General features: G+C 40.7%; 12 protein-coding genes. 4 read left to right on the top strand and 8 right to left on the bottom strand.

What is annotated here, in order from left to right:
- Window positions 1-68 precede the first annotated feature (68 nt).
- Window positions 69-935, top strand: coding sequence for an MBL fold metallo-hydrolase (locus B1L02_RS05700; protein ID WP_088530250.1), 867 nt, complete (start codon window positions 69-71; stop codon window positions 933-935).
- Complete coding sequence (locus B1L02_RS05695; RefSeq protein ID WP_088530249.1) at window positions 929-1,552, top strand: DsbA family protein; 624 nt, start codon at window positions 929-931, stop codon at window positions 1,550-1,552. The genes B1L02_RS05700 and B1L02_RS05695 overlap by 7 nt, the downstream gene beginning before the upstream one ends.
- A 143-nt stretch (window positions 1,553-1,695) precedes the next feature.
- On the opposite strand, the gene B1L02_RS05690 is transcribed toward B1L02_RS05695, so the two are convergent.
- Window positions 1,696-3,171: a serine hydrolase domain-containing protein gene (locus B1L02_RS05690; protein ID WP_157757222.1), complete on the bottom strand. Its 1,476-nt coding sequence runs from the start codon at window positions 3,169-3,171 to the stop codon at window positions 1,696-1,698.
- An 82-nt stretch (window positions 3,172-3,253) separates the two neighbouring features.
- Here B1L02_RS05690 and B1L02_RS05685 point away from each other — a divergent pair, with 82 nt between their 5' ends.
- Window positions 3,254-3,787, top strand: a complete 534-nt coding sequence (locus B1L02_RS05685) for a helix-turn-helix domain-containing protein (protein ID WP_017216057.1) — start codon at window positions 3,254-3,256, stop codon at window positions 3,785-3,787.
- Between the two features lie 153 nt (window positions 3,788-3,940).
- Here B1L02_RS05685 and B1L02_RS05680 read toward each other — a convergent pair whose 3' ends face one another.
- From B1L02_RS05680 to B1L02_RS05655, 7 genes are all read right to left on the bottom strand, one after another.
- On the bottom strand, window positions 3,941-4,516 hold the full coding sequence (locus tag B1L02_RS05680) for a hypothetical protein (protein WP_223191911.1): 576 nt from the start codon (window positions 4,514-4,516) through the stop codon (window positions 3,941-3,943).
- A 370-nt stretch (window positions 4,517-4,886) separates the two neighbouring features.
- Window positions 4,887-5,258, bottom strand: coding sequence for a hypothetical protein (locus tag B1L02_RS05675; RefSeq protein WP_088530246.1), 372 nt, complete (start codon window positions 5,256-5,258; stop codon window positions 4,887-4,889).
- A gap of 316 nt (window positions 5,259-5,574) precedes the next feature.
- Window positions 5,575-7,254, bottom strand: coding sequence for a hypothetical protein (locus B1L02_RS05670; RefSeq protein ID WP_088530245.1), 1,680 nt, complete (start codon window positions 7,252-7,254; stop codon window positions 5,575-5,577).
- Between the two features lie 101 nt (window positions 7,255-7,355).
- A complete protein-coding gene (locus B1L02_RS05665; protein ID WP_223191912.1) occupies window positions 7,356-7,700 on the bottom strand; it encodes a Tn7 transposase TnsA N-terminal domain-containing protein in 345 nt (114 codons plus the stop codon).
- Between the two features lie 219 nt (window positions 7,701-7,919).
- The gene (locus tag B1L02_RS05660; RefSeq protein ID WP_223191913.1) at window positions 7,920-10,589 is read right to left on the bottom strand and encodes a hypothetical protein; all 2,670 of its coding nucleotides are present in this window, start codon (window positions 10,587-10,589) and stop codon (window positions 7,920-7,922) included.
- Window positions 10,556-11,617 (bottom strand): hypothetical protein, encoded by a 1,062-nt coding sequence (locus B1L02_RS24295; RefSeq protein ID WP_223191914.1) that lies wholly within the window; start codon window positions 11,615-11,617, stop codon window positions 10,556-10,558. The genes B1L02_RS05660 and B1L02_RS24295 overlap by 34 nt, the downstream gene beginning before the upstream one ends.
- Before the next feature lie 204 nt (window positions 11,618-11,821).
- Window positions 11,822-12,535 (bottom strand): hypothetical protein, encoded by a 714-nt coding sequence (locus tag B1L02_RS05655; RefSeq protein ID WP_088530244.1) that lies wholly within the window; start codon window positions 12,533-12,535, stop codon window positions 11,822-11,824.
- A gap of 158 nt (window positions 12,536-12,693) precedes the next feature.
- Here B1L02_RS05655 and B1L02_RS05650 point away from each other — a divergent pair, with 158 nt between their 5' ends.
- Entirely contained in the window at window positions 12,694-13,251 is a 558-nt protein-coding gene (locus tag B1L02_RS05650; protein ID WP_088530243.1) for a recombinase family protein, read from the top strand.
- Window positions 13,252-13,298 lie beyond the last annotated feature (47 nt).

Here is a 13,298-nt window from a genome sequence, read left to right as displayed (position 1 = left end):
GGCATGTTTTTCTGAGCCTATCAATTTCATATCATCTGCTCCGTACTAAACCTATTGAGGCAAAAGATATGAAACACCTAACATTGATAGCAGCATCGATTTTATTAGCAAGCAATGCGATGGCAGCAAACACCGCCCCACTTACACTGGATATTTATAACGCTGACAAAAATAGCTTCCACGTTAACTCAACACTGGTGATTGGTGAGAGTGAAGTGATGGTCGTAGATACGGGTTTTACCAAAGCCGATGCTCTACGCATAGCAGCCAAAGTACTCGACAGCGGTAAAACCTTAAAGACGATTTTTATCAGCCAAGCTGATCCGGATTATTATTTTGGCGCGGAAGTACTACATGCTTTGTTCCCAGAAGCTAAGATCCTAACCACAGCGGCCGTAAAAGCAGTGATTGAAGAAAAACTCGCGGGTAAATTATCATTCTGGACCCCAAAAATGGGGGAAAATGCACCTGTTAAGCCATACATCCCAACGGTTGTAGAGGGAAATACACTCTTTGTAGATGGGCACAAAATAGAGATCCACGGCACGCAATCTGAGCTGGCACACCGCCCCTACTTATGGATCCCGTCAAGTAAAGCGGTTCTGGGCAATGTTGCAGTCTACGGTAATGTGCACTTATGGATGGCCGATGCGCAATCTCAACACAGTCAACAAGCGTGGAGCCGCCAATTAAAAGAGTTAAAAGCACTGAAACCAGAGATTGTAATACCTGGCCACATGAAAGCAGGCACCAAACTTGATGCAAGTACCATAAGCTACTCGCAGCAGTATTTAAGCAACTTTAGTCAGGCTAAAGGCAGCAGCAAAAATAGCGCTGAACTGATTGATAGTATGTCTGCACGCTACCCTGATGCAGGATTACCTATGGCGTTGGGTATTGGTGCTAAGGTACATATGGGAGAGATGAAATGGTAAAAGTGCACTACTTCTTCGACCCCATGTGTGGCTGGTGTTACGGTGCGACTTCACTGTTGGATGCGATTGCAGCCAACAGTGACCTCAAGCTCGAACTGCATCCTGGAGGTATGATTGCCAATCAATCTATAGAGAAAGCGTTCCGCAACCACATTCTCACAAGCGATGCGCGTATAGCCAGCATAACAGGCACGCAGTTTGGCAAAGGTTACATCCAAAGGGTGAAAAGTAACGAGTCGATGATCCTTGACTCGTACATCACCGCTCGTGCCATCATAACCGCTGAGCAATTGGGCATAGCGCCACTTAACATGCTTAAAACTATTCAGCACGCACACTATGTAGAGGGCAAACAGGTTAACCGAGCTGAGGCTATAGAGGAGCTAGCCGTTGAGCTTGGGCTAGATAAAAACCACTGGCAACGAGCTATGCTGGCAAATCAAGGTGCTGAGCAAACAAAAATCGTGCAAAGCCGTCTATTAATGCAAAAGCTTCAAGTTACTGGTTACCCAACCCTTATCCTTGAAAAGCATGAGACCATGGTAAAACTTCCGCATACTGCCTATTACGGTAAGCCTGACGCGTGGCGCCAACTGATTGATGACTATATACAGTAGTTCTAAGACAAACTTTGGGGTTGAAATTGGAGCTACTGTTACGCTAATGTGAGCCCCAAAAGGAGCTGTCGGTATATCCGCCACTCAACTTTGGCGTTGTCACACTAGCTTGCATCGAGATTGCCACTAACCTTGCCTCCGGATTATCTAACTTTTTGAAATTGCCAACCCTTTAATTCGATAACGGACATGCTTTTATCAGCGGTTAGTTCGTAGAACTTACCCGGTCTAAGCTCTACTATAAATTCATTATCGGCTAGTCCACTGTAAACCTTGCTCCGTAAATCCCCCCAAGCAAGATATAAATCGCTGTCTCTCTGTTTAATAATCAACCGTCCAACATCCGTGTTTTCGTATACACCTTCAAGTAATGACTTAAGCGAAGGTGATATGCTCCGGCGTTTTGACAAGTCTTCTCTTTTAGCGGCAATTTCTGCCTTTGCTTTCTCGACATAAACAGCAAGATCAGTCATCTCCTCTTGATGGAATTCAATAAGCTTACTCACATCTTGATTAGTTAACATTTTATAAGCGATTTCAGTTATTCTGCCATTTAACTCATTTGCAATGAGTCCACTTTCGTTATGAACAACAACGACACCAAGGTTTTTTTCGGGAGCGTAAGATACTTGAACAGAAGCGCCATCAAACCCTCCAGTGTGCATTAACACACTTTCACCAGCCACTTTTGAGTGCATCCATCCCCATCCATAGCCGGAAAAATAGCTATCAATATCAGTAACCAGTAGTTGTTGAGACGCTCTTACAACCGACTTGGGAAACGCTGAGCGCTCTGCATTTATTGGTAACAAGTGGGTTATCAACTTACCCCAATCATTTGGTCTGGCAAAAATACCCACTGAATACAAAGTCGCATTGTTTTTATTCATATAAATCTCAGATTGACCACTTCGGAATTTATATGAATATGGGCTTGGAATAGGCCAATTTTGCAATCTTGCTTGGTCAACATCTGCTGTTGAATTTTTCATTCCTGCAGGTGAAAGCACTAGATCTTTAATCGCATTTGTCCATCCCCCTTCATAGTTCTCATCAAACCATATTGCTAAAAGATTGTACCCAAGGTTTGTGTAACCAAACTCACCTTTTTTAATTTTCGGGTGCTGTTTTAGCGAGGAAACAAAATGAAGTCGTTGCTTTTTATCATGGTTTCCAGTGTAAGAAAAAGTCCATGTCATCGCGTCATTGGTTAATCCAGAGCGATGAGACAATAAGTCTCTGACTGAGTAGTTGTCAGGATTGATATAAGAAAACTTAACGTTTGGAAATAGCTGCCTCAAAGTAGAGTCCATAGAAAGCAAACCTTCTTTTTCAGCCTGTAATGTCGCCAGCCCCATTATCGCTTTAGTTGTCGAAGCGAAGTAGTAAACCGAATTTGTATCGACAGGGATCTGCTTTTCAACATTCGCCATACCAACGTGAACTTCGTGAGTAATTTTACCATCCTTAATCAATACAACGGATGTGCCTGAAGCCGACTTGGTCACGGATTTGGCTTTAACGATAAAGTTGTCTAAAGGCGTATATTCTGACGCTACACTGACAGAGCTGATGAAACAAAGTAAATAAACGAAGCAAACAAAAGTTTTACTAGGCATGTAATTCCCTTCTGAATAGATAAGTGCTGCATTGTGCGTTATAGTGCACACAATATCACTGTACGCAATAACGCACAACATAATGAAAGTTAAATCGGAAATTTCCAAAAACCTAGGTGTTAGATTAAAAGACATCAGAAAAGAGAGAGGCCTAAGCCTAGATAAATTGGCCAACATGACCGGCATCTCCAAGGCGATGTTAGGACAAATTGAAAGGTTTGAGTCTAGTCCAACAGTTGAATTATTGTGGAAGTTGGCGCAGGGTATTGGCATAGAGTACACAATGTTACTTGATCCGAGCGACCCGCAGAATTCGAATAACTCTATCAACCAAGAAGGCTCTATATTTGCTCCTGTTTATTCATCTAACGGGAGCAAAAATACCGAGGTGTTTGTCATTTCTCTCATTCCAAATGATGAACACTTAAGAGAGCCGCATGATAATGTTGCAGAAGAGCTTGTTCATGTTCTAGAAGGTCAACTTGAAGTTTTTTATGACGGTGTTTGGCATCTCCTTAAAACTGATCAGAAAACCAAGTTTAGTGCTGCGCAAAAGCATGGTTATAGAGCTTTAGATTCTGCTACAAAGTTTATTAACGTCATAGTTTATAAGTGAATTTCATTTTAACGAATTTTTGCCGATTGGCTTTACACAAGCAGTCTCTGATATTTTAGACTCTGGAGTATTGTAGTTGCGCCCGTTCATCACTATCTTCAACTTTTGAGCGTCATACAAAATGTGAGACTTGCCCTAGCTATCGATACTCAATTACACATTTATGTTAATTCTAGGATATATTGCCTCGTTCATTTTCATTGCAAACAGCATTGGGTGGCTATTCACTTTGTCCTCAAGTGTATGATAATCCTGACCAAAGCCCGTATCATGGAATTGGTTTTCGAAGCTTTTACTTAACTCATTCAACCTAATATTGCCATAAAGGTCCTTTGCTTCGATGCCTTGCCGATCTGCACCAGAGAATCGAACAATTTGTGCAAGTCCTTCATGTACCTGTTCATAGGCATTTTTTAGCTTATTGTTTTCGTTAATTATAGACTCAAGATCATCACGCAATTTACCGCCTACACCTCCACCAACGAGTTTTAGTGTGCCATCTTCCTCTTGCGATAAATCTAAAGAACTCAAATCAATTCCTGGATTTAAGCTACTTTGTTCTTTTTTAAATTTTTCAAACTCGCTTAAGGTGGTTGCAAACGCCTCTTGCGTCTCTCCCATCACTTTATAATTTTGTTTGCTAATCTCAAAAGTTTCTTGTTTTAATTTTTGGATTTCTTCTTCAGTTAATACTGGCGTATTTTCGGCTGACAATGCCGTAGCGTTCATCTCCTTCTCTGGTGCTTGAGGTTCGATGTTATGCGCCTTAGCCTCCTTTTTAGCGGTTAAGTTACTGACTAAATTGACCTGCGAATTAACGAGTGGTGAATTAATCTTCACTGTTTCAGTCCTTGATAGTGGTAAATGTCTAATTTAGAAAACATTAACATTTGTGTTGATTTTCTCAAGGAGAAAAGAAAACAACATTTGTAACCGTTTTTAAAAGACTAAAATACTGTATAAGACATGCTGGCATAGAGAAAGTTAACTCTATGCCACTTTAATGAGGAAGTTAAGGTGTAGGTCAGGTATGATATTTTCACTACACAAACCAGATTTTAGTGCCAAAAAACTGCCTTACTCTTTTCAATATTAACGACTAGACAATTAAGAAATTAATTCTTCGTAATTCGTCATCATTGGGCGAACTTCTATATCCCATAGCTGACACATCTATTTCGCTTTGGTTAGTATTTACTGCGAGGCTCTTTACACCTTCTTGAGGGTCTTTAATACTCAAAATTTCCAAAGTACCGAGTACGTTACCGCTGTCTCCACCAATAAAATCAATATCTAACTCACCATGATGGCCCGTTTTAGCGATTACCTGAAAGACGCCATGTTCACCTCGAGGGATGACTTTACCATCAATTGAACTGCCATCACCCTCAACCCAAGAGTCTCGAGTTACTTTCGTAGTAATTGATTGATTTGTTCTATTCTTAATTGTGACATTCGCTGGACTGGACATAAACAAACTCCTTCTTTCGAACTTGTGCTTGAAGGCCTTCCCTCAAGCTGCGCACAAAGTATAGAAACGAAAAATGAGTAGGGACATTACAGCGCATTACAAAAAGTACTGATGGGATTTGCCATATTTTTACCCAACGATAAATGCATAACAAATTTGTGCAACAATGCCACAAAGCGAAATACATAAATAGGCTGACTGAAAATTGCCTGAAACAAAGCCCTGTTAGTCCCATTGAATGCTATATACTCTGGGCCATTGAGTTCTAAATTTACATTGGGTATTAGCTAAATGATCCACGACAATGCTTTACTTGTTACAATGAATTCATCATTGTTTCAAGATTACTCCATGTAATTGAACCACTTAGACTAATTTCTCCAACACCATTCAATGAATCTATATTCATTCTTACAATTTTAGATAATTTTTCTTTTCTATTATTAGAATCAACTAAATCACTAAATTTTAATATTCGTGCAGCTAGTGGTGGCAACTCAAAGCCATATGGGTTAACTGGGTTAGACTTAAATACGGACTTGGCACCAGGTTTCGATGAAAATATCACAGCATTGTTTTGTTGGCGGTACTCAAATCTGCTCCCAATTTGCCGCATGACCTTCCCAATATCTGACAGCTCATTTGTGATCAGCGCACTATCACCAATATAGTAAAGTTCAGTTCCTTCCTTATTCCCTAATAGCATGCTAACCCTAGTAAGGGCATCAGCCATCTCATCATTTGGGTAACATGCATCGATCATTAATGTGAAAGGTACGTTTGCCATTGACAGCGCATTGTATAGCTGCTCCACAAGAACAAGACCATCTCCCGACTCACTAAGTGAAGGGCTATAGCTCTGTGCAGCTCGTTCCGCGTAGTCTTTGTTTACATTACCTTGAAGTAGTGCAATTTCTCCATTAGGTAAAGAAAGGGCATGCCCTGTGTAATACACCACTAGGTGCTCTACAGGATTCTCAAGAAGCTCTAGTGCCAGATCCACCGTCCAATCCAACAGCTTATCATCACTGATCGGCATTTGTTTGGTGCTATTCAGTTGCTTTACAAAAACTGGGTCATAAGATTCAAAGAATTGCCCCATCAAAAGAGAAGCTTCTGTAGATTGCGGTATATCTAGCGAGCGAAAGTTAGCGTAATGTGCATTGCCAATTGTAACCACTCCAAATGACTTGTTCGTTTTTTGTTCTTGAACAGGGTTTTCATTACCGATCTCTGCCACTCTTCTAGAGCTTAATTCATTTAATACTAACGCACCTTTGTCAGATAAATCAGTAGCAACATAACTTGCTTCCATCACTTCATAGGCAAATACGATAGGCGAATTAATAGAAAAGGATATTTCTTTTCTACCTTCAATATTATCTGAAAAGTTAAATGAGCCAAGTCTTGCTTTCTCAACTTTATATCCAGTTTTAGACATATCAACTAGCGTTTTGACACCAGACTCATTGAGCGCGCGAACCACGTACTCAACTACACCAACATACGCGCGACTTACAATAATTGGCTCTATATTATTTTCCATAGCAGCCTGCACTAAAACATTTTTTGCAATTTTCTCCTTTAATACACCAACTGGTAATTCTGCAATAAATGCATCTTTAATATTAAGAGTTACTTCCAACTGCCCATCATTAGAAAACGCACTGTTAAACAAGCTGCTTTTTCCACCAGCATGAATATTGGACATATCGTTAACAACTGCTTCTATAGTAAATTGTTCACTTCTCAAAATAGATTCATCGTCAGCATCACCCGAGCTGTAAACCATAAATGATGAATTGCTTGGTGATAGTATTGAGCCCGGAAAACGAGCATGTTTTGGAGGGAGATTTAGCAATAACTTGCTTGGTTCGACATTTACAGCTGAGGCAATTGCTTCCTTTAATGTTTTCTTTTGTATATCTCCAATAACGAAAACAGCAATGCCAACTACTGCGGTTATAAAAACAACAATTGCGAGTGATTTTTTCATGACGGTCCCATAAATTCCTATTCACCTGTTGTAGCTCCAAAGCTACTATTGAGAAGTGTTTTTGATTGCATAACAACCGTAATCAACGAGCTATTGGGCTTTTATCTATCTTTAAATCGTCTTGTTTCCATCCATCTTATACCTCTACCATTTGCTCTAAATTCAGGATTTGATATTTTACTAAAGGGTTTAACTTCAATAAGTTTTTGCGGCTTTTTATGGTGCGTTACCAAAAAATCAGGCGTGTACCCGCAAACCTTGCCATTGAATTCATATCCAAATACTAACGGTTGAGCCTCAAAGGCTTTTATTTCACGAGAGTATTCAAAGTGAAAGCACGCATCGAACTCTAAGGATGATTCACCTAAGCAAGTGGCTTTGTTCTTTTGACTTGCAAACTTGTAGAGGTTTTTGACTCTGGAGTGCTTTAGTTTACGCCAGATCATAACCATCACCGAATATGTGAGACGATTTAAAAGTAGGCTATGCAGGGTTATATTTCAATTTTTATGCGGGGTTTTACTACAAATTTGCAGACTTACAAATTTATAGTGAAAATCATACTAAACATACAAATAATAATTAAAACAATAATATACGGTAGTGAAAAATTAGTAACCTAAAAACAGAAGCCAAACAGCAGAGCCATGCTACAATCAGACTAGTTATTCAAATCGCTGTTCTCGCTGATTGTATTCATCGGACTCGTGGTTTCTATTCTCTCTTATTGACCTATCTAAAAGAGAAAGCTTAACCTTGGCAATTTTTTGCACCCCAGGAGAGTCATGATTTAAAAGCTCTGCGAACGCCTTTTTTCTAACTTCAAGAATGTCGGCAAGCGATCCAGAATAACTAGAAGGGCGAGACCTAGAGAAAATAGTTTCAACTAAAGCTACTTTGTCCTCTGCGGCATCTAAAAGTGAAGTGATATGTTTACTAAGGGCTACTTTCTTTGGATTGTCTAGAGTCTGTGATTCCTTGTCTAAGGACGTATATGCTGAAACAGCACCAGCTACTTTCTGGATCTTATCTTGATTGCCATTACACCAACCTAACACTCGCTCAATCGGAGCTAAATTTAAAGGAGAGCTACTACGATTGCCCCTGTCTTCGAAAAGCAAATGCATAAGTAGTACGCTGTTCTCGCTGTCGATGTATACTCTATCCAATACAAATTCAGGATAGGTTTTTACCAGATGGGCTATGATATTTTCTAATTCGAAGCCATATAGCCGATATGTTTCTAGGCCGTCGCAAAGCAAGTTAACAATATCGCGAATTTCTTTCTCCGTTGCAGGTTCCGAGAAACACTCTTCCATTACTCTGTCCATTCCATGAGACTGTTGCCTGTTTATTTCATCCCTGTGCATTGAAATAAGCTTCGAGATGGCTAGCCGACCAACTGATTTTAGGCCATTGCTAGGACTATAGTTGCTATTCTTTTCAGTAAAGAATCGCATACTCAGTATTGCAATGGTTACAAATATTCCACCATCTAAATCATTAATTGCACCAAGAAGTTTTGATAAATCATCATCACATATAGGTTCATGAATCCGACCAGACCTTATATGCTGGAAGCGCCAAGCTTCCAATTCTGCATTCTTCGCTAAACCTATGAGTCTTTTTGTACCCCAAGGCGCTATTGGCGTTGCAGACAGAAGATCAACAAAATAAGGTTTTAACTCAGGTACAACCAAGACTGACTCTTGGAGTATCCGTGACAAACTCGGATTATCTGCATGAACGCCAGCAATAAATCCGCGAAAGAGGATAGTTTGAACTAATTGCAATTCTTGCCTTTGCATCAATCGAACCAGAGTATCAAAGGTTGCTCTTTGATCGGATGAACCTTTAGCCAACCCCTTGCCGAACGGCCAAAGCGCATCGATATGTTGCTTCCAAAGCCTTGGTGCCAATTTTTCAAGATACTCAGGTTCGGATACCGCTAACTCCCCTAACTTTTCTATTTTACGGTTAATTTCTTCTGAATTTTTTGTGAAATCCCCATTTATCACCTCTATGTGATCCCATGTGTTAGTCAATGCATAAGCTTCGATTTCAGAATAGGGATCACTCGGTGCAGCTAAACTTTCTAGCTCCTCAATTTTTTTCAATAATTCGGGGGTGTGCTTCTTCCCGTTGTAATGAATTGTTTTTTTAATAGATAGCCACATATCTGGCCACTGACCACCAACAGCATATTTGCGTACAATACCTTCAAGAAAGTCAAAACAACCTGCGTATGTCCATAAACCATTAAAATAGTTTGCCAGTAGTTCCTTTGCCCAGTTAACTCTGGACTCTTTTTTCGAATCTAATAGGGGTACTAATAATTCAGCAAAACCTACGTACCAATCCAATTTTTCTTTATTTGTTTTCGGCTCCCATCCATAGTCCCTGCTTCGGGCACCAAAATCAAACCCTCCAAATGAGGTCCAGTGAGAAGCCTCAAAAGCAGATCGAAGAATATTCTGTGCAATCTCTAGTTGTTTCGTATCACCGGAATCCAACATTCTTTTGACAAAAGAATGTCTTCGTGTAGGCGTAGCCTGTGTACCTGAGAGATACAATGAAAAAAGGCTCGACAATTGGCTGACGATACTATTGTTATTCTCTCCAGCTTTTTCTGTTTCAGCAAAGCGAAGGATTAGCTCAGCTGCGCGATCAAAGTGCTGATCATCATATGCAATCTTTCTAAGTAGTCGAACAATAACGGAGAAATTTTGATTGTTTCGCGAGCAAAATTCTTGAATTTCCGATGCATTGTCGATAGCTTCTAAAATTGTATCTGGAAAAACAGGCGCGATGTGGCTTAGAGCCGTAAGTAACTCAGCATCACACACTGCAATGTTGTGAAATGGCCCATCAACCTTCGTCCACGTGTAAGCGAGTTTTCGAGCTGGTTCAAAATCATGTAGATACCCTAATCGGTGAGCGCATGATTTGAATAGACGTAAATTATCACCCTTTAACAACTCGGCATTAATTTGGTCAGGATCTATGTTTTGCAGTGCTCTTCTTGCAAGACGATTAGCTAACGCATGCGGTAAAACTGCTCTCCAATTTCCTCGCTGCTGTGAAAGCTGTCTCCGCAGTAACTCTGCATGGTCACGATTTAACTTGTTGCGTTCTAACCCTCCAATTTTAGAAAGAGTGCATAATTCATTATTGAACTCTTTCATGCTTACGTTAAAGGAATAAACTAGCGATAATACCTCTGCACTTTCAAGTAAATTATCGGCAGCGCCTTTTCTTTGATTAAATAGCCTTTGAAACAACTCTTCATCAGAAAACTTTGCTAACGTCTCATCTGAATCAACTCGACTTGCCAATGCAATAGCAACACGTGCATTCCCCCAGAAAACTCTGCAATTTTATCAGCATTCACACGCCCTAGAGACGAAAACCTTTTTTGAATAAGTTTGGAAACAGTCCGCTCACTTGAGGGCTCAATATGTATTACTTCCGTTTCTTCTGGGCGATCATCCGAAATGTCATATTCAATAGTAAGAAGGCTTAATTTCGCTTGATTTGACGATACTTGTTTTTGCAGTCTCCTATGAACATCTGGTGGGCAATTATCAAGAACTACATAGCATGAAAAATCATTAGCTATTAAATATGAAACAAGCTCAGATGCAGTTGGGGATAAATCATCACCAAGATCTGCATAAATTACATTTGCTTCCGGCAAAGGTTTTTCGCATACACCATCTTCAAAAAGTGCTTGAGCAAAGCGTGTTTTTCCAACTCCAGAAAGACCGGTTATTCGAACTACTGAACCTGCTTTCAGTAATCTTTCACGTACAAGCCTGATTCCATCAGAAATAGCTACAGGTGTCTTTTGGGGAGTATTTACATCGATAATGCAAGGATGCTCGTCCAACAAAAATTCATCATCTTGATTTGGCGGGGTAGCGGTCCACGTCCCAAAAGGAAGCCATCCTGCTAGAGGCTTCCCTAGTCTAGAGCGCACCCATAAGGCTACGCCAGGAAACTGTCTCAGCCATGCGCATAGTCGATCTCTTCCATAAAAATCGAGAAGAAGCGCATCACTATTTGCTAAATCTTCAAGTGCTGACTTCATACCAAGAATGCGTTCAGACAGCATTTTATCCGAGCAATCGTCCCTTCCACTAACAATTATATAAGCGCCTTTTTTAGCTAACAAATCACCTATAACAGCTTTTACTTTCCCTTTATCAAGCATTTCCTTTTTACAGGCAGCTTTACTCATACTGTTTTTCTTTACTTGATAACCAGTATTATCACGGCTTACAAAGCCTGAATTTGATAACGGGATTGCATCAACAACCCGAACATCAAGACCACCATCGGCCGCTTCTTGCGCCCCCCCCACAAAACACAAGAAGGCTGGAGCTCCTGGCTAATTAATTCCGCTTCACACAATCTAGCAACCATTTCTCTTAGATCCGCATCACTAAGATTAGAAATATCAGATGGTTCAAGCTCAAAAAATATCAATTTTACAATTCCTTATACTGTTTAACGCACTGGAGAAACAACTATGCAAAAACATCTACTTTTCGCTTCCACGTTATATTTATCCATTTTGAAGCCTATTCACTATCCACCTATAACTGCACGGTCTTAGCTCAACTAAATCAGCCTTACGCCTTTCAGCATTCAGCGTATCAAGCTGCTCAAGAAGCAGGTCATAAACCTTTTGATACCTCACCACCGTATGTGTACGAAGGTATTCGTTGATCACTTCATCGATTAGGTCATGCACTTCTTGAGGCAGTTGCTTGGTGCGATTACCTTTGGCTTTATGCCTTGGCGTCAGTGCGTGTTTATCCCAGCCGCTTTCCACAAAGGCTTTGTTCCAATGGGCTAGCGTGCGCCATGACGGTGGACTGCTGTCGTTTATCTCCACCGCCTTTTGGGCAATAAATGGTGCTAGCCATTTCTCTGTATAGGCAGGTACGCTCTGCTCAATTGCGCCTTGCACATACTTGTAACGTCGCTCCATTTCTTTTTTGGATGTAACATCTTCCGCAGTTTCAGCTTTAGGCTTTTTAACGTTACTGAGTGGTTTAAAGGTTAACTTGGTTGGTAGCTCACGCCGCGCAATGGTTCTGAGCTGGCCGTTTGAAACAAGTTGCTCAAGCCTTGGCTTTTCAAAGTTAAACCGCCCACCGCTTTCAATATCCGTCAACACCACATCAGTACCCGCAATGCTTTCAACCACGAAGTAAGAGCATGAGTGTTCTGATAGGCGTTTTACTAAAATCAGGTCGGGGTTTTGCAAGTCCATTGTGATGGCGTTTCCTAAAACTGCGGCAAATCATAGTTCAAATAGCGTATACCCTAGTTGAACATCACCAATACCAATTAAAAGTGTTCATTTAGGGTGGTTTAAGGCGTTAGTACGCACTATGTTTATTTAGTCTAGATGCTAAATGAACAATTGCCATGAGTAAGATTGGATATGCGCGAGTTTCGACCACAGATCAGTCTTTAGGTTTGCAAGTAGCTAAACTTGAGGAAACTGGTTGTGACAAGGTGTTTACCGACATGGCTTCAGCGTCGAATACCAAACGCGATGGGTTTCAAGCCCTACTTAGCTACCTTCGTGCTGGTGACACGTTAATCGTGACACGAGTCGACCGCATCGCTCGTTCCGTACTCGACTTACAAACCTTAGTGAACCACCTAAAATCCAACGATGTTCAGCTACAAGCGCTGGAGCAGCCCATCTCAACCAACTCAGCCTCGGGCAAAGCCTTTTTAGATATGCTCGCCGTGTTCGCCGAGTTTGAACTCAATATCAGAAAAGAGCGCCAACTCGAAGGCATTGCAGCGGCTAAAAAAGCGGGTAAATACAAAGGCCGCAAGCCAATATCCGACAACACCAAACAAAGCATTTTATCGCTACGCGCAAAAGCTACACCAGTCAGCCAAATAGCAAGCACGGTGCACGTTTCAAGAAACACGGTTTATAAAGTTATCAATCAAGATATTAACAAATGAATTAACTAGGTATAACATATTGAGCTTTGCTATCTGCTTGTGAAAAG

This window comes from Pseudoalteromonas piscicida, from assembly GCF_002208135.1.
GTDB classification, from domain to species: Bacteria; Pseudomonadota; Gammaproteobacteria; order Enterobacterales; family Alteromonadaceae; genus Pseudoalteromonas; species Pseudoalteromonas piscicida_A.
This window is presented reverse-complemented; position numbering and strand designations above follow the sequence as displayed.